This window comes from Embleya sp. NPDC025285 (assembly GCF_055558835.1).
Genome location: NZ_JBVHLU010000057.1, coordinates 35,188 through 52,617, shown reverse-complemented (window position 1 = coordinate 52,617; position 17,430 = coordinate 35,188). Strand labels below are relative to the sequence as shown.

Sequence of the window (17,430 nt, the reverse complement as noted above, 5' to 3'; positions counted from 1 at the left end):
ACGTCCCCGGCGCCGTAAAGACAACGCCACCGACCGGCAGCGAATCCTGGACGCGTCGCGCACTCCCCTGTTCCACCCGGGCATCAGCATTCGGGTCTCCCCACGAGTAGCGGCCTTGCTTCACCGCCGCAACGGCGTCCCGGTCGACCTCACCCGGGACGGCACTGTGTGCGCCGGCGAATCTCGGGGATCATGGCCGCCACCGCGGGCAAGAGGGTCACCGCCGCGTCGTCCTGGAGATCGGCACCGGCCTCGGCCGGATCGCGGCCCTCCTCGCCCGATACCTGGGCAACGAGATCGTCGTCTCGGTCGGGATCGGCCCAGCACTCGTGGACGACGCCCGCGCTGCCCACGCCCGGGTTGCGACTCGCGCCCACGGTGATCACCGGCGACGGGACACTCGGCGCCCTCGACATCGTGAGGCGTTCGGGCATAGAGGCGTCGCGGGTCTCGGCCGACGGGGTGGTCTTGTCGGTTGAGACATCCCATGACGCTGGGTGTCAAGCCGCGGCGAGGTCGCCAGGGTGAGCCCAGGCGTTGGCCTCGTCGCAGCGGGTGCGGGCGGTCGGTCTCGATCCCGACCACCACCTGCTCGGGTTCCTGATGCTCGCCACCGTGCCGGGCGACCAGGGCGTGCAGCCTGGCGATGCCCTCGACGCCCTCCATCAGCCGGGCTACCGAGCCCGCGATCCGAGGAGTCCTGGACCTCGACATCTGTGGCTCGGGTCGGCCGGACCGCAGCGGGTACGCCTGATGTAGGCGCTTGCGATGTCGGCGGGCATCGGACGGCGAGAGGAAAGGACGATGCCTCGAGGCCGAGTGGCTGTGACGCGGGCTCCGCTGCTCGCGGTGATCGGCGTGTTCGCCGTCGCAGCCCTCTCGCTCGCCCCTCCTGCCTCGGGGTCAACGGTGCTGGTCACACGGGTGGACGACACAATCACCCCGGTCATCGCCGACCATCTGGCCGACGGCGTGCGGGTCGCCGAGCGGGACGGGCAACAGGCGTACATCGTCGAGCTGGACACTCCGGGCGGGCTTTTGGAATCGACACGCGACATCGTGGGCGACTTCCTCGGCGCGCACGTGCCGGTCGTGGTGTACGTGGCTCCGTCGGGCGCGCGGGCGGCCTCGGCGGGGGCATACATCGTGCTGTCCTCGAACGTCGCGGCCATGGCGCCGGGCACCCACATCGGCGCCGGTACGCCCGTCACGGGAAGCGGCGATACGGCGAGCAGTAAAGTCGTCAACGACGCTGCGGCGTTCGCCATCGCCGAACAGCGTGGCCGCAACACCGCCTTTGCCGAGGACATGGTCCGCGAGGGTACGGCCATCACCGACCGGCAGGCGCTGGACGACGGAGTCGTCGACCTCACCGCCGCCACCCGCGGCGAGCTGCTCGCCGGCCTCGACGGCCGTGAAGTCACCGTGGCACCCGACCGGCAGGTGACGCTGCAGACGGCCCGGGCCAAGGAGGTCGGGCACGACCTCGGCTTCTTCGATGACGTACGCCAGACCCTCGCCAACCCGGAACTGGCCTTCCTCTTCCTGTCCATCGGCACGCTCGCGATCGTCTACGAACTCGCCGCTCCCGGCGTGGGCCTGGCCGGCGTCGCCGGCGTCGTCTTGTTGGTCCTCGGGTTCACCGCCTTGAGTGTCCTGCCGTTCGACGTCGCGGGCCTGCTTTTGCTGCTGCTCGCGGCGGCGTCGTTCGCCGCCGAGGTCTTCACGGCCGGATTCGGGGTCTTCGCCGTCGGCGGCACCGCCGCCCTGGTCTTCGGCGGTCTCCTGCTGTTCGACGGCGACGTCGGCGTCGACCCCGCGGTGTTGTGGCCGACCGCGGTGGTCACCGGCGCCGGCGCGCTGCTCGCCGGGCGCCTCGCATGGCGAGCCCGCAAGGCCCGACCCACCACCGGCCAGGAAGCACTCGTCGGACACGACGCGGTCGTCCACCACGCCGACGGACCCACCGGCCAGGCCTGGGTCGACATCGGCGCGAAGGGCCCGGGACTGTTCCTCATCATCCCGTTCGTGGACCGCATGGTCCGCGTGTCCCTGCGCACCGTCACCATGGACATCCCACCGCAGGACGTCATCACCAAGGACAACGTCACCGTCCGCGTCAACGCCGTCACCTACTTCAACGTCGTCGACCCCAACCGCTCCGTCGTCGCCGTCGAGAACCACATCCAGACCACCCTGCGCAGCATCCTCGGCCAGGTCGACCTCGACGAACTCCTCGTCAACCGCGACGAGATCAACCAACGCCCACAGCAGATCATCGACCAGGTCACCGACCCTTGGGGCATCAAGGTCACCCTCGTCGAGGTCAAGGACGTCGAACTGCCCGAGACCATGAGGCGCGCCATGCCCGGCGGGCCGAATCCGAACGCGACCGACGCGCCAAGGTCATCCACGCGCGCGGAGAGTTCGAAGCCGCCGAAGCGCTCGGAGCCGCCGCGATCCCCTCGAGGAACACCCCGCAGCCCTCCACCTGCGCATCCTGTCGACCATGGCCGAAGTCGCCGGGGAACGAAACTCCACCCTCATCTTCCCCCTCCCCATGGAAATCCTGCGCCTCGTCGACCTGCTGCGCCAACCCGCCACCGCAGCGTCCACCGATACGCCACAACCACCCGAGCAAGCCTCCACAGCCGCCAAGACCGGACCCGCGTAACCCGTGCCGGCGGCCTCTCACCGCCCGTCCCCGCAGGCGGCCGTCGGCACAAGGCAGGTGAACCGACATGGATACCTCGAACGGCGACGACCGCGTCCTCGCCGGAATCGAACAGCGCCTCGCCGACGACGATCCCGACCTCGCCGCCCGCCTCGCAGCTCTCAACCGCCGCCTCGACGAGGCCCAACCACACACGAACCCCCGGCGCCAGTTCGTGGCGGTGCTGTGTGCCGTGCTGATCACCGCAGTGGTCGTGTTGGCCTCTCTCGCCAAGGTCGAATTGGAGGACAACAACCGGCCACCCCCGGCACCGAGCAGCCCGGCAGTACCGGTACCCGCCAACCCCGGACCACCAGGCGCACCGTAGACCGTGACGTTGACGGCCGGGGTCGGCGTGTGGAGGTCGGTGTCCTGGCCGCCGCCCGCTTTCCAGGGCATCAGGGTGAGGATGGCGCCGACGACCAGGGCTCCGATCGCGACGCCCCAAGCGGGCGGCGAGCAGGAAGCCTGTGATCGGTCAGGCCGCGTCATCCGGTCCAGCGCGGCGCGCGCTCGGGCCTCGTCCGGATGTCCTGGTCGGCCTCGCCATGCACCACGACGAGAGGCAGCGCGAGCACGGCGAGCACCCGCCGCAGCCCACCGGCCGCGTCGGGGGCGCGCTGCACCGCCCACGCCGGCGCCTCAGGTCGTGGCCCACGGATGCAGCTCCGACAGTTTCAGCAGCGCCTCGCGCGCCGCGATCAACGCGAACTCCTCGCCGCAGGCGGCCGCGTCGACCAGGCCCCGCGCAACGTTGCGCGACGTGCGGTCCACGCCGGCCGAGCCGTCTCCGAACATGTCGTGGTCGCGGTCCGTCGGGTCCAGGCGTGCGAGGAGGTCGGCCCAGGCCGCCACGGTCGTACCCCACGCAGCCTCGGCGCTGATGCGTGTGAGCGCCGCTTCCGCGGCGCTTCCGCCACCGGCGGCGTCGTCCGCGTTCAGCCCGTCCAACACCTCGAGCGTCAACCGCCGCACCGCGTCACCCCGCACGAGCAACACGAGGCGAAGTAACGGCCGGTGACGGTGGGTCCTCGCACAGCGGGCCTGGTCCAGGCGCACGAACGGCTCGGCCCCGCCCCCACGCGGACGTGGGGGCGGGGCGCACTGTGTCACTCCGAGCCCACGTTGCTTGCGGCCGGGTTCCAACCGGAAGTCGGGACGGTCTCGGTTTTGACATGCACTGCACCCGGACCCCGCACGGGATCGAATCCCCCGAAGGTCTTGCGGCAGTGGACTGCGGTTGGCACGGGCTGTTTGCAGGTCGGACACACGTCCGCGTCGACCTCACTCTTCATCTTGACTATTTCTTCTAGTATGTTCATTTTTGTATGTCGGAAAGTGTTTTTCTTCGTCGCCGACTCGAGGCAGAGGGGATTCCCCGTCTCGACCCGGTGAACCGGCCGGGGACTCGGGGCCATCCACCACGGGTGGGGCGTTGGGCGCCTCGAAGTGCTCGGTGGCTGCGGAGGCGTCCCTCGGTTTGTCAACCTGTTTCGGATCGCCTGTCGGGGTCGGCCTTCTGAGGCTGAGCACCACGGAACCGGTCAGGACGATGACGATGACCGCGAGGCTCACCGGTGAGGGGATTTCCGGGATCCCGGGGCTGACTATCTTGTGGGAAGCCTGAAGGATGAGCTTGACCCCGATGAAGGCGAGAATGATCGCCAGGCCTTTGTTCAGGTAGTGGAAACGGTCCAGGAGGCCCGCCAACATGAAGTAGAGCGCCCGCAGGCCGAGAATGGCAAAGGCGTTGCTGGTATAGACGATGAAGGCGTCGTCGCTGACGGCGAGGACGGCGGGGACGCTGTCGACGGCGAAGATCAGGTCGGCGGCCTCGATGGCGGCGATCACCGCGAGCAGCGGGGTCGCGATTCGCTTGCCGGCCTCCTTGACGAAGAACTTCGTGCCCGCGTATTCGTCGCGGACCGGGATGATCTTGCGGAGCAGCCGGACGGTGAAGCTCTTGCCCGGGTCGAAGCTTTCTTCTTCGTCGTTGAGGAGTTTGTAGGTGCTGTAGAAGAGGATGGCAGCGAAGGCGAACAGCACGGCGGTGAAGCGACTGACGACGGCGACGCCGAGAGACAGGAATATCCCGCGGAAGACGAGGGCGCCCATGACGCCGAAGAACAGCACGCGGTGCTGGTAGGCGCGGGGAACCTTGAAGTAGGCGAAGATCACGGCGAAGACGAAGAGGTTGTCGACCGACAGGCTCTTCTCCAGCAGCCACGCGGTGGTGTACTCCGTGCCCGCAGTGGTGCCGAGGACGAGGAAGACGACCGCGCCGAAGATCAGGGCGAGGCTCACCCACAAGGCACTCCACGCGGCGGCTTCCTTGAAACCGATGACGTGCGCGGTTCGGTGGGCCAGCAGGTCCACCGCCAGCGACACCACCACCGTCGCGGCGAACGCCCCCCACAACCAGAGCGGGACCTCAAGCACGCCGAACACCTCACCATGGCCTGCGCGGAGTGCGCCGGCCCCTATACCGCAGTGTGCGGCATCACGCTCCCTCCGGCATTCTGAGCAGCGCCCGCCAAACGTCCCCGACCGAACACCGGGCGTGATGAGGCGCAGGTCGCCGTATCCCACGGTGCTGACCGTGGTGATCGCCCACCACAGCGCGTCCGGAGTCGGTGATCTTCGCGTCCTCGCCCGACATTCCGGAGCCAGGACCGTCGCCGCCCCGGCGACGATGAGGTTCAGCACCGAGACGGTCGTGCTGACCAGGAGTCGCTCGGCGCGTCCCGGACGGGCGATCATTCCGATGCGTCCGACGACCGCGATCAGCCTCGGCACCCGAAACGCGGGCAGGATCACCGCCGCCAGGTCCAGGGGAATGGGTGCGCACGAACGTCAGCCGTTCCTCGCTCAACGCCAATCGCACGAGGTAGTCCGCCAGGAACACCGCCCAGATCGCCTACCCCAGGACGATCACCTGCGAACTCGTGCGGCGGTGGCCTCGCTGACGACGAACCGCGGTCACGGACACCAGGCCAGGAGCGCCAGAAAGGGTGTGCTCTTCTTCTCCCAGCGTGCACAGGCTTCCGCCACAACCGACCCACCTACGCGAATCGGCATCGTAGTCAAGCAGCAATCGACCCCACGGGAAGCCACCGGGCGTGCAGGTCGGTGTCGAAACGCGCTTCCACCACATCGAACGGCGTGAACACCTCCGGACTACCGAATGGTTGACCAACGCCTCCGTCCACGGTCGGAAGCGTCAAGCCGGGCGGATTCACCGGACGACGGCGCAGCGGGAGGCGCTGACGGGCGTGGGTGTCGACGTCACCGAGCAGGAGGAGCAGTCGGCGGTGTCGGCGGCAGGGCCGATGCGGGCAGACCGGTGGACGCTCACCCTCGCCGCTGCAGCTGCGTACCGGCGCCGCGAAGGCCACCTCACCGTCCCCCGCAAACACGTCGAAGCCGTCGAACACGAGGGCGAAACACACCATGTGGGATCCGGGCCGGCAGGCGGAGTCGTTCTTTGAGGGCGCGTCCGTCTCTTTGGGGTGAAGTTCCCGCGCTTCGGCGGGGATTGTCAGCACGGTGGGTGACTCGTCGCCGAAGGCCACACCTCCAAAGAGATCGGCGACATCCTCGTCATCAGCACCAAGACCGTCGAACGCTACCGCGCCAACCTCCTCCAAAAACTGGGATGCGCGACCGCCTCGAACTCACCCGCTAAGCCATCCGCGTCGGCCTGATCGAACCGTGACCACACCCAGCGGCTGACGGGCACAGACCGCGAGGTGTGTTTCCCGGCTGCCGACCCCTTGCTTGCTACTGATCACGCACGGTGCCGCGGCGGGCATGTCGGGCGTCGACGGCGCGTCAACACTGCCGAAATCCGGCAATGACCGCGCAACTCGGCCTCCGCCATCATGGCCGCATCGACGGCACGAGCCGAGGAGCAGGCACGGGGTGGGGTGGACGAGATGACCGACACGTTCCCGGGGTGAACAATGCTCAAGACCTGTGGATCGGTGTCGAGGAGGAACGCGAAAGGGCGTACCTTCCCGAATGATCCTTTGATGGTCATCGAGTAGGCCGACGTTGGCGCGTCGGTCGGGAAGGCACGCCCGTGCTCACGGTAATCAATGCCGACGGTTCCACGCCAAGCGGGTCGTTGATCGACGAGATCGTCCGCGAAGGCGCGAGGCGGATGCTCGCCGCCGCTCTCGAAGCGGAAGTCAACAGCTACGTATCCGAGTTGGCGGGCGAGCGCGACGAGGCGGGACGGCGTTTGGTCGTCCGCAACGGATACCACCAGCCCCGGTCGGTCACCACCGTCGCCGGGGCGGTCGAGGTCAGGGCCCCGCGCGTGAACGACCGCCGCGTCGACGAGGCGACCGGGGAGCGCAGGCGGTTCTCCTCGGCGATCCTGCCGCCGTGGTGCCGCAAGTCCCCGAAGATCAGCGAGGTGCTGCCGCTGCTCTACCTGCACGGGTTGTCCACCGGCGACTTCGTGCCCGCCCTGGAGCAGTTCCTCGGCAGCTCGGCCGGTCTGTCGCCGGCCACGGTGACCCGTCTGACCGCGCAGTGGCAGGCCGACCACACCGCGTTCATGGACCGGGACCTGTCCGGCTCGGACTACGTCTACGTGTGGGCCGACGGCATCCACCTGCGCATCCGCCTCGACCAGGCGAAAGCCGCCGTGCTGGTGATGATCGGGGTGCGCGCGGACGGCACCAAGGAACTCGTCGCCCTCGCTGACGGCTATCGCGAGTCGACCGAGGCCTGGGCCGGGCTGCTGCGCGATGCCGCCCGCCGCGGCATGCGCGCCCCGGTCCTCGCCGTCGGCGACGGCGCCCTCGGGTTCTGGAAGGCCATCGCGGAGGTGTTCCCCGAAACCCGCGAACAGCGCTGCTGGGTCCACAAGACCGCGAATGTCCTCGACAGCATGCCCAAGTCCGCGCAGCCCGCAGCCAAACGTGCGATCCAGGACATCTACAACGCCGAGGACAAGGACCGGGCGCTGGAAGCCGTCACTGTGTTCGAGCTGCAGTACGGTGGAAAGTTCCCCAAAGCCGTCCGGAAGATCGCCGACGACGCCGACGAACTGCTCGCGTTCTACGACTTTCCCGCGGAGCACTGGATCCACCTGCGGACCACGAACCCGATCGAGTCGACCTTCGCGACGGTCCGCCTGCGGACCAAGGTCACCAAAGGCGCGGGCTCCCGCGCGGCCGGGGTGGCCATGGTGTTCAAACTCGTCGAGTCCGCGCAGGCCCGCTGGCGCGCGGTCAACGCACCCCACCTCGTCGCCCTCGTCCGCGCCGGAGCCCGCTTCGAGCGCGGCCACCTCGTCGAACGCCCCGAGACCCTGGCCGCTTGACCAGATCAACTGTGAGGAGGGGCTGGTGAGCTTCGACGTCATCTGCCTGATCGCCGAATGGGAACCTGCTGTCGTGGCCTGCCGGAAGTCCCGTGGCACCGACTTCTACTGGGACGCACCCGAAAATCCCAACGGGGACGATCTTCCGTTCGCGATCGAACGAGACTATCGCGGCTTCGATTTCATCGAAGCCGGCTTCTACTACGAGATCTTGCGCCGTCAGTTGCCGGGTCGACTGCGTGACGAAGCAGACGCCTTTCTCGGCTGCATCTTCGACGACCTTGGACAGGGCTGTCCCGAGCCGCCCGAGGACCTGGCCGACGACGTCGACATCGAACTTGCGGAATACGAAACGTATTACTCGATGCGTCCGGCAACGGTGCGGGCAGTACTCGAACGCGCGAGGTCGGTGCCGTGGCCCGCGCTGGAACAAGCCGCCGCGCAAGCGGCAATACCAGCACGTATCACCAGACGTGACGTCCGTGACATCGAGCACTTTCTCCGCATCGTGGACATGCACGAGAACTGGTTGGAGGAAGCAGCCCGAACAGGACGCGGGCTGATCGTCCTCCTCAGTCAGTAGCCGGCGCGAGATCCCAGCCGCTCAGCACCACATCCACAGTTCTTGACAATTACTCGGGGGTTCGACTTCGTTCGACGCGGCTACGACTGCGACCACGGGCACCAGGTCATCACCGTGCTGCGGCAGCGGCGAGCATGCAGCGCCCCACCGGAAGACACGACCGCCACCGCATGACAGGCACGTCCCGTATGCGTCCCTGCCGGTGGCGACTATCGAGCGCGCACAGCGTGGCCGTTGCCCCTCTGCGCCGCACAGTTCCGCCGAGTGCCGGCCGACGTCAGCCACAAGGCGTTGCGGGCGCTTCGTTAGAGTGCGTGGCCTGTCAGGAGAGGCACGTCTCCCCGCACCACGGGCGATCACCGGCGCGGAAACGTTTCTCAACCACGAACGGCGCCACCCGTCCAGGGACGGGGCACGGCCGCTGCCGGGCCAGGCCCGGGCGAGACGAAAAGGGGGACCGGGTCTGCCCCCTCCGCGTCTGAACACGACACCGCTGCCGGGAATCGGCGTCAAATACGACCTGACCACCCGCGAGCACAAGCACCTGTCCGTGGTGGCGCACCGCGACGGCAGCCGCACGCTGAACGCCTACCGCTCCGACGACCCCGACGCCTGCTCGCTCTCACTCAAACTCACCGCGACCGAGGCGGAGGCGCTCGTGGACGCGCTCATGCCCGCACACCACAGCCCCAACCTGCTGCACACCACCGGGCTGGGGCTGGTCGCCGAGCGCATCGAGATCGCCGCCACCTCGCACTGGAACGGGCGCCTGCTGGCCGAGACCCAGATGCGCACCGCCACCGGCGTGTCGATCGTCGCGGTGCTGCGGCGTACCGACGCCATCCCCTCGCCGTCCCCGGACTTCCGTCTTTCCGGTGGCGACGCCGACGCAGATCGGCAGCGAGGACTTCAGCACGCTCGACGAGAGAGCACTCATCCGCGAATAGACGCGAACCGGCCCGGCTGGAAAGCCCAGGTGAACTGCCGCGCGTCACGCAACAGCGCCGACCACCGAGGCCGTGCACCACCGCGCACAGTGCGGCCATCGACCCCGTACGTACGCACTTCACGATCGAGCCAAAGGAGCTCTGTGGACGATAGCCACGAGACCGAGCGAGCGCGCCCTCCGCGTGCCGGTCGCCATGGCAGCGTCGGGGGGCTGTTCGTGATGTGGCTGATCTGCCTGCCGGTCGCCTTCTTCTTCGTGCAGCTCACCTGGGACGTCCCGATCCGCAGCGTCAAAGCGGTGGGGGCCGCGTACGACTGGTACGGCGAACGCGGCACCGTCACGGTGACCCAGACCAAGAACGTCTCCGTGCCGGAGGGAAAGAGGCGGCAGTGCCACGGCGACTTCCGCCCCGCCAACGGCGACGCGATCGTGGTCGACGTCCGCGTCCACGTCTCCGGGGCCTGCACGCAGGGCCGACAAGCCGAGGCCCGCCTGGTGCGCAAGGACACCGGCAGTTGGCTGATCACGCACGACGACCACGAGGCCTACGCCGGCACCGGAGCCGCCGAACCCATCGTGGTGGGCCTGTTCATGAGCGCCTTCTGTCTCGTCGTCGGCGGCCCGTTCGCGGTGTGCGCCGTCTTCTTCCCGTTCCTGATGGTGATCACATGGCGCCGGAACCGCGATCTCAACCCGACCTGACCAACGTGCGTCACCCAGACCACGCGCGCCGGTACAGCGTCCTCGCGCGCAGCCCGAATCGCGCCGCGCGCTCAGCCCGGTCGATTGCTTGGACCGCGCTGAGCGCCGAGGCGCGCCCATGACCGACGCGCGGCGCGGCCGCCACCAGCGCAACCTCGCGTTTATCCGCCACGGCGACCCGCCCGCGGCCGCCGCCGCGGCGCGACCACGCCGCGGACGCGTCACGTCTCGGGCGAGGAAGCGTTCGTCGTCCGCCGTGCGGCCGGCGCGGATCTCGTCGAACTCCGGGACCGGGGCGGTGTCGCGGGCCGGCATGAATTGGGCCAGGCCCCGCAGCCACCCCGTCGCCGAGCGGCCGTCGGCGGCGACGGTCACGGCGAAATGCCCCAACCGGCCCCACGGGAACACCAGATCCCCACCGGGGCGCAGCTGTTCGATCCATGTCCAGGGGACGCAGTCGACGGCGTAGGTGGCGATCACGCGGTCGTGGGGGGGCGGTGTCCGGGTGCCCGATGGCGCCGTCGCCGAGGACGACGGTGGTGGTGGTGTCGAAGCCGGCCCCGGCCACGGTGGCGCGGGCGTTCGCGGCGAGGTTGGGGGCGGCCTCCACGGTGGTGACGTGTCCGGTGGGGCCGACCCGGTGTGCGAGCAGGGCGGCGTTCCAGCCGGTGCCGGTGCCCAACTCCAGGACGTTGTGGCCGGGTTCGACGTCGAGTACGACGAGCATGCCCGCCACAACCGACGTGTCCATCGCGTCCATGGCACGGGTACGGAAAGGGTCGAGGTCGGGGTCGGGGTTCCTCACGGCTTCGGCTTCCGGTGTTGGCCGTCCGGCTCCGGCTCCTCAGGGACCTGGCCGTGCTTGTTCCCGGGCGGTGGCCTGCCCTTCGACGGATCCGGGTCTGGCTTGTTGTGCTCGCCCACGTCCCGCCCCTTTTCTCATCTTGTCACGGTAAGGAGTATCATAATTACGTTCCGTGGAAGTTGAAGGGAACCCCCGCCGGGAGTACACGGAAGCCGAGACGATGCCGCATGCCGGCCGTGTGAGCGGGTCGTACGGCCCTGCCGCAGTGCCGGGTCGGCGTCGGGCCGGGAAGCGCTCTGGCGAGGCTCGGTCTTCGCCGTTTGTCGCCGGTGCCCGCTCGGTGGGCTCGTTAGCCTGGGATCATGGGGCGTAGTTACACCGATTTGACGATCAAGCTCTTGTTCGGCGGCGCGCAGTCTTGCGCGTACCCCGGCTGTGGGCACTCCTTGATTCTGCGGGAGCGCGGTCGTCTGACACCGGTCGTGCAGATCGCGCATATTGCCGGTCATCCGGTTGACGGTGCGGCCGGGCACGCGTCGCCGTCCAAGCAGTCACCACCACCACGACGTAGACGGCCGCGTGCTTCCGGTATGGACGCATGACTCCCCCGTGGACTCGGACCCGCGACACAGTAGCCACGGCTCCCGACACCGGCGCCCACCGATCCACGCACGGTACGTTCGGGATTCCGGATGAACGCACGGAAGGCCGCCCGGAGTCGGGCTCGACCCTTGAGCGTCGTTGTCGGCGCCGCACGGTCGGACCGGACCAGGCCCCGGTGTGTCCGGGTCAGCACGGTCACGGGGGGGGAAAGGCGGCCGCCGGTCAGCCCTGCGGTGTGAGGCGTTCGAGGAGTCGGCCGCGCTGTCGGACACCGAGGCCGCGGATCCGGCGGCTCTCGGAGACTCCCAGTTCGGCGAGGAGTCTGTCGGCACGTACCGTCCCGATGTAAGGGAGAGCCTCGAGCAGGGCTCGCACCGGCATCCTGCGGACGGCCTGGGAGTCGGTGGCCAACACCTCGCGCAACGACAACGTGCCGTGTTTGAGACCCTCTCGCACCTCGGCTCGCTCCCTGCGGACGGCAGCGGCCTTGTCGAGCGCGGCTTGGCGCCGCTCGGAACTGAGCGGTGGAGGCGCAGTCGGGGCCGCGACGAAGCAAATTGAGCAGCTCGGATCGATGGGGGCGTTGGCCAAGGCGTCCCCCGACTTGCTCGCGGCGGCGCGGCCGCGTGAGGGAGCCGCTGCGGACACCTCCGGTCAAGGAGCGACTGACGGCCGTGCAGACCGCGGGCAAGGACCTGCTTGCCACGGCTCCGACGAGTGGGTCCGCGGGCTCTGCGGTCCCGGCGAAGCCCTCGGTCACCCAAACCGGGCGGGGTCCACGGTCGTCTCGAACGCCGAGGCGCTCGCGGCGGCGATCACGAGCACGGAGACCAAGCCGATCACTCCGCCGGCCGCCAAGGGTGGCCGCGACCTTCCCGACATCGTTTCCCTGGTCGGCTCCCTCGTCGGCACCCTCACCGGCGGCGGCTTGGCGGCCTGAGCCCGCCACCACCCCCTGGTCGACGGCAACGCCGACCCGGAACCGGGCGGGCCACCTTCTCGGCGTCGAGGAGGCGGCCCGCCCGTCCAGGGGCAGTGGGTCCGCCACATGAGCGGCAAATCCGTTCGACACGCGCCTGCCCTGCCGCACTCCGCCCTGCATACATTGCCGAATCGACGCGATCGCGACTGTCCGGCCCCTCACATCCGAGCCATCCGCGGGTCGCGAACCGCGCAGGGTTCGATTGTTGACCCATCGGGCTGACACGCGGGCGCGTTCGTGTCCGACGGTACGCACCGGGAAAAGGCTTTTGTCGCCTCCGCGACTCTTCCCCGACAAGGAGCTGCTCGAATGGCCACACAACTCGACCCCCGGGAAATGACCGGCGCAACCGTTCTCGATCCCGAAGGCACCAAGGTCGGCACTGTCCGACAGGTGTATCTCGACGACCGTTCCGGACGCCCCGAATGGGTCACCGTGCGCACCGGACTGTTCGGAAACAAGGAATCCTTCGTGCCTTTGAAGGGCGCTCGGCACGACGAGGACGGCCTCCGGGTCGCCTATCCGAAGGACACCGTCAAGCACGCGCCCCGCATCGACGACGACGGCCACCTGGAACCCGCCGAGGAGCAGCGCCTGTACAGCCACTACGGCCTCGAGCAACCCGGACAGGGCAATGCCTCGGACGCGGCCGCCGGCGCCGCCGTCGCCGGTGGTGCCGACTCCCGCTCTGCCCGTCGCGACGCGAACGCCGGTGGCGAAGAGAAGGCGGACGCCATGATCCGCTCCGAGGAGCGCATGGTCGTGGAAACCGAGCGCCGACAAGCCCGGGCGATCCGGCTGCGCAAGTTCGTGGTGACCGAGGAGGTCACCACCACGGTGCCGGTCACCCATCAGGAGGCACGCATCGAACGCGAGCCGATCACCGACGCCGACCGTCGCGCGGGCGCGTCCGGCGGCCGGATCAGCGAGGAGGAGCAGGAGATCACCCTCTACGAGGAACGCCCGATCACACACACCGAGGTCACTCCCGTGGAGCGCGTGCGGGTGTCCACCGAGGAGGTCACCCGGGACGAGACGGTCACGGGGAAGGTCCGCAAGGAACGGATCGACGTCGAAGACCAGGAGGGCGCCCCGCGGGGCAAGCACCCCAAGGACGAGCGCAAGCGCGACCGTTGACGCGTGGTCGGCGTACGGCGGCCCCGTCGTGCGCCGACCCTTCACCGGCGGCCCGGACCCGGCTGCTCGCGCGGGGGGGGAGGTGGTGCCGAACGTGGTGCGCAAACGCCGGCAGTCGGCGGTCGACGCCCGCATCCGCCGCTCCGAGGTGAACTGCGGGCGCGGACGCAGACGTCCACGCGGACCTCACGGACGCGGACGTACGGAAGATGGAACGCCACAGGCGCGCCACCGTCCTACCCTCCGACCGGATCGAGTTCTCCTGCCCCATCCGGGTTTCGCCTCCGTGATCAGCACCGGCGTCCGGGGATCGATTCCTGTTGCTCATCGCCACGTCGTCTTCGCGGCGACCGCCCATGTCAGTCGCGCAGGGCGGGCAGAACGTGGTGCTGGTAGGCGTCGAAGAAGATCTCGTGCTGCGAACCGATCTGGCCCACGTAGACCTCGTCGAAGCCGGCGTCGGCGTAGGCCCGGACGGTTCGCACGTGCTCGTCGGCATCGTCGCCGCAGGTGACGGCGTCGGCGACCATATCGCGGGTGACGAGTTCGGCGGCCTGCTCGAAGTGAGCGGGTGTGGGCAGGATCTGGGCGAGTTCACCGGGCAGCAGCTCATTGGGCCACAGGCGATGCACCGTGTCGACGGCCTTGTCCCGGTCCGTGCCCCAGCACACCTTGACGCCTCCGATCACCGGCTTGTCGAGCCCGCCGCCGGCCCGGAATGCGCGCACCAGATCGGTGTCGGGGGTCATCGTGACGAAGCCGTCGCCGATCCGCCCGGCGAGTTCGGCCGCGTTCGGCCCGAAGCCGGACACATAGATCGGCAGCGGCGCCTCGGGCGCGGTGTACAGGCGCGCGTTGTCGACCGTGTAGTGCCGACCCCGGTGATTGATCAGGCGGCCGGTGAACAGCTTTCGCATGACTTCGACGGCTTCCTCGAGCATGTCTCCCCGGTCCGCGAAGGCAGGCCAAGGATTGCCGTTCACATGCTCGTTCAACGCCTCTCCCGTGCCCACGCCGAGCACGAAGCGCCCACCGAGCAAAACGAAGGATGTGGCGGCGGCCTGCGCCGTGATGGTGGGGTGCAGACGCACGGTGGGACAGGTGACCAACGTAGTGACCGGCAGGTCAGTGGCCTGCGACAGCGCGCCGATCATCGACCAGACGAACGGGCTGCTGCCCTGCGCGTCGTTCCACGGGTGGAAATGGTCGGAGATCGCCAAACGGGTGAAGCCCGCCCGCTCGGCGCGTCTGGCCTGGTCGAGCAATTCCTTGGGGGTGAACTCCTCGCAGGACAGGAAATAGCCGTACTCGGTCATCGTTTCGTGCTCCCTCGCCACTGGTCCGACTCTCGCCACGCCGGTACCCCGTCACGCTCGTCGGATGCCTGCGCATGCCGCGACCGGCGAGCGCTGTTCGCAAGCCGACAAGGACGCCGGCCCGGTGGCGCTCCCAGGCGCGTGGAAGCCCCGCGACAGGGCGCACGAACGGGATGTCGAGTTCGATGAGGGCGTTGCGCCTTCGATGTGTCGGCAGCGTGCTGCCCACCGGTCCACCGAGTGGCGGGAATGTCGAGCGGGCGCGAGCCGTAGCCGCCGGCGCCGTGCGCGGCGCCTGGGAGTTCCGGAGCCGTAATCGTGCGCCGCGATCTCGACCGGCGGGCCCCGCAAGCTATCCGCCACCACCCGGCGATAGCCGAGGGACTTGCCCCACGCCTCGCGGGGGATTCCCGGTGGTGCGCGGCTGGGTTCGATGATTGTCGGGGGTGGCGCGTGGTGGTCCGTCGGATTCCGAGTGGGAGTTGGTCGGGCCGTTCCCGCCGGTTGGGCGAGCGCGGGCCAGCGCCGTTGGATGTCGGGTGCTGGGAGTCACAACGTGCGGACGGCGCCCGGCACACCCTCCGCGCAATATGGATAGCGAGTCACGAAGGGCAAGCGGAAGATCGTATTCCTCTTAATGCCGCGATTGCCGGGGAAAGCCCGAGGTCCTGACGTGGTCACGTGTCATCCGCCTTCGACGCACGCTCAGGGCGCCTACGCCCGCGAGCCCCCTTCCCCACGGGGCCGGCCCGCCGCCGACGCCGAACGCGTCGCGCACCGGACCCCCACCATCGGACTTCTCGCGGGGCCGCTCGTCATCGAGGGAACGCAGTGAAAGCAATAGTCGTCGGCGCGGGTCCTATCGGCTGCCTCATGGCAAAACGGCTCAGAGACCGGGCTTTCGAGGTCGACGTCTACGAGAAGGGGCCGGATCCCAGGCTGCCCGCGTCGGGCTCCCGGCGGACCTATTCCTTCAATCTGACACTCACCCTGCGCGGGACCGGCGTCCTCGAACCCGAACTCCGGACCATGCTCGAGTCCGAGGGTGTGCGGTGCGGGCATCGCATCGTCCATCACACCGACGGGACGTTGTCCGCGCACGCGTACGGCTCCGAGCCCGGGCACCACCTGCTGTCGATCCCCCGTCACCGGGTCCACCACATCATGCTCGACGAGGCCGAGCGCGCCGGGGCGCGACTGCACTTCGGCCACGAGTGCGTACGCGCCGATGCCCGCGCCGGCCGGGCCGTGTTCATCGCCGGCGGCGACCACCTCGTCCACGGACAGGCCGCTCTTCTCGTGGGATGCGACGGAGCCGGCAGCGTCGTCCGCCACGCGATGTCCCGCGGCGGCAGCCGCCTCGACGTCCATCAGGAGTACATCACGCACGGATACATCGAGCTACGGATGCCCGCCGGCCCGCGCGGCCAGGACATCCTGGTCGAGTCCGCCATGGACCCGGATCTCCCTGCCGGGCTGCATGTCTGGCCGCGAGGGGACCACCTGCTGCTCGCCCAGCCGAACCGCGACCACTCCTACTCGGCGTCGCTGTTCCTGCCGATGAGCGTCGACGATCTCGCCGTTCCCAGCTTTCGAGACCTGCCCACGGCAGCGGACACGGAACGATTCTTCCGGACCGAATTCCCCGACATCGCCCGCCTGTTCCCGGGCACGGCTCTCCATTTCCCGCACCGGCCGCCCGCATCGCTCAGGATCATCGAGGCCGGACGCTATCACCACGGCCGAGCCGTCCTGGTCGGCGACGCCGCGCACACGATGGTTCCGTTCTACGGCCAGGGCATCAACTGCGGCTTCGAGGACGCGCACGTCTTCTTCGACATCCTCGACCGCGTTCGCGGACGTCACACGGGGGACTTCGTCCCCGAGACGTTGGCCGAGTTCACGGCGGCACGCGTCGGTCCGTGCCACGCCATCAGTGCCCTCTCACGTGCGCACCTCGACACCTTGGCCGACGACACGACGGACGCGACCTTCGCACACCGCAACCGTGTCGAGCGGTTGGTTCAGGAGGCACACCCGCACGACTTCACCCGGCTCTACGAGAGCGTCGCATTCTCCCGGATCCCCTACGACCGGGTCGTGGACACGCACGACCGGGGCAGGCGGCTGCTGTACGAGTTGTTCCGCACCTTCGATGCCGAGTCCCAGGCGGAGCGAATCGTCGAGGAATTCGGCCGCCGAGTCCGGTCATCGCGACCCGCCGAACTGTACAGCGCGTAGGCATCGCATACCGCCCCACCTGCAACTCTCCGCCCACACCGCGAACGAGGGACGACGACGATCC

Annotated in this window: 12 protein-coding genes and 6 pseudogenes; 9 read left to right on the top strand and 9 right to left on the bottom strand. The window is 68.9% G+C overall.

The features are described from left to right. Positions 1-149 precede the first annotated feature (149 nt). The gene (locus ACZ4FV_RS31745; protein ID WP_465323857.1) at positions 150-416 is read right to left on the bottom strand and encodes a hypothetical protein; all 267 of its coding nucleotides are present in this window, start codon (positions 414-416) and stop codon (positions 150-152) included. 121 nt (positions 417-537) lie between these two features. Between ACZ4FV_RS31745 and ACZ4FV_RS31740 the strand changes: the two genes are divergently transcribed. From ACZ4FV_RS31740 to ACZ4FV_RS31730, 3 genes and pseudogenes are all read left to right on the top strand, one after another. Further along, positions 538-759 (top strand): hypothetical protein, encoded by a 222-nt coding sequence (locus tag ACZ4FV_RS31740; RefSeq protein WP_402239122.1) that lies wholly within the window; start codon positions 538-540, stop codon positions 757-759. Between the two features lie 9 nt (positions 760-768). Then, positions 769-2,307 (top strand): annotated as a pseudogene (locus ACZ4FV_RS31735) (SPFH domain-containing protein); the annotation flags it as partial. A 434-nt stretch (positions 2,308-2,741) separates the two neighbouring features. After that, the gene (locus ACZ4FV_RS31730) at positions 2,742-3,041 is read left to right on the top strand and encodes a DUF3040 domain-containing protein (protein WP_465323856.1); all 300 of its coding nucleotides are present in this window, start codon (positions 2,742-2,744) and stop codon (positions 3,039-3,041) included. A gap of 160 nt (positions 3,042-3,201) precedes the next feature. Here the strand turns inward: ACZ4FV_RS31730 and ACZ4FV_RS31725 are convergent, their stop codons facing one another. The 4 genes and pseudogenes from ACZ4FV_RS31725 to ACZ4FV_RS31710 form a co-directional block, all read right to left on the bottom strand. Then, entirely contained in the window at positions 3,202-3,339 is a 138-nt protein-coding gene (locus ACZ4FV_RS31725) for a hypothetical protein (RefSeq protein WP_465323855.1), read from the bottom strand. A 16-nt stretch (positions 3,340-3,355) separates the two neighbouring features. Continuing rightward, the gene (locus ACZ4FV_RS31720) at positions 3,356-3,712 is read right to left on the bottom strand and encodes a hypothetical protein (RefSeq protein WP_465323854.1); all 357 of its coding nucleotides are present in this window, start codon (positions 3,710-3,712) and stop codon (positions 3,356-3,358) included. A 506-nt stretch (positions 3,713-4,218) separates the two neighbouring features. Continuing rightward, positions 4,219-5,152 (bottom strand): annotated as a pseudogene (locus ACZ4FV_RS31715) (TerC family protein); the annotation flags it as partial. A 120-nt stretch (positions 5,153-5,272) separates the two neighbouring features. Beyond that, positions 5,273-5,473: pseudogene (locus ACZ4FV_RS31710) on the bottom strand (ion channel); the annotation flags it as partial. A gap of 794 nt (positions 5,474-6,267) precedes the next feature. Here ACZ4FV_RS31710 and ACZ4FV_RS31705 point away from each other — a divergent pair. The 4 genes and pseudogenes from ACZ4FV_RS31705 to ACZ4FV_RS31690 all read left to right on the top strand — a co-directional run. Then, a pseudogene (locus ACZ4FV_RS31705) lies at positions 6,268-6,398 on the top strand (helix-turn-helix domain-containing protein); the annotation flags it as partial. 396 nt (positions 6,399-6,794) lie between these two features. Further along, a complete protein-coding gene (locus ACZ4FV_RS31700) occupies positions 6,795-8,048 on the top strand; it encodes an IS256 family transposase (RefSeq protein WP_465323853.1) in 1,254 nt (417 codons plus the stop codon). A gap of 25 nt (positions 8,049-8,073) precedes the next feature. Beyond that, positions 8,074-8,631: a hypothetical protein gene (locus tag ACZ4FV_RS31695; RefSeq protein ID WP_465323852.1), complete on the top strand. Its 558-nt coding sequence runs from the start codon at positions 8,074-8,076 to the stop codon at positions 8,629-8,631. Positions 8,632-9,094: 463 nt separating this feature from the next. Further along, positions 9,095-9,514, top strand: a pseudogene (locus tag ACZ4FV_RS31690) (cation:proton antiporter regulatory subunit); the annotation flags it as partial. A 183-nt stretch (positions 9,515-9,697) separates the two neighbouring features. On the opposite strand, the gene ACZ4FV_RS31685 reads toward ACZ4FV_RS31690, so the two are convergent. From ACZ4FV_RS31685 to mihF, 3 genes and pseudogenes are all read right to left on the bottom strand, one after another. Further along, positions 9,698-10,762 (bottom strand): hypothetical protein, encoded by a 1,065-nt coding sequence (locus ACZ4FV_RS31685; RefSeq protein ID WP_465323875.1) that lies wholly within the window; start codon positions 10,760-10,762, stop codon positions 9,698-9,700. 88 nt (positions 10,763-10,850) lie between these two features. Next, positions 10,851-11,009: pseudogene (locus tag ACZ4FV_RS31680) on the bottom strand (methyltransferase domain-containing protein); the annotation flags it as partial. A gap of 903 nt (positions 11,010-11,912) precedes the next feature. Next, the gene (gene mihF, locus ACZ4FV_RS31675) at positions 11,913-12,248 is read right to left on the bottom strand and encodes an integration host factor, actinobacterial type (protein WP_465323874.1); all 336 of its coding nucleotides are present in this window, start codon (positions 12,246-12,248) and stop codon (positions 11,913-11,915) included. A 733-nt stretch (positions 12,249-12,981) separates the two neighbouring features. On the opposite strand from mihF, the gene ACZ4FV_RS31670 reads away from it, so the two are divergent. Continuing rightward, a complete protein-coding gene (locus tag ACZ4FV_RS31670; RefSeq protein WP_465323851.1) occupies positions 12,982-13,809 on the top strand; it encodes a PRC and DUF2382 domain-containing protein in 828 nt (275 codons plus the stop codon). A 359-nt stretch (positions 13,810-14,168) separates the two neighbouring features. Here ACZ4FV_RS31670 and ACZ4FV_RS31665 read toward each other — a convergent pair whose 3' ends face one another. Then, positions 14,169-15,125, bottom strand: coding sequence for a TIGR03557 family F420-dependent LLM class oxidoreductase (locus ACZ4FV_RS31665; RefSeq protein WP_395873971.1), 957 nt, complete (start codon positions 15,123-15,125; stop codon positions 14,169-14,171). Positions 15,126-15,806: 681 nt separating this feature from the next. Between ACZ4FV_RS31665 and ACZ4FV_RS31660 the strand changes: the two genes are divergently transcribed. Further along, complete coding sequence (locus ACZ4FV_RS31660; RefSeq protein ID WP_465323850.1) at positions 15,807-17,366, top strand: FAD-dependent oxidoreductase; 1,560 nt, start codon at positions 15,807-15,809, stop codon at positions 17,364-17,366. The last annotated feature ends 64 nt before the right edge of the window (positions 17,367-17,430 follow it).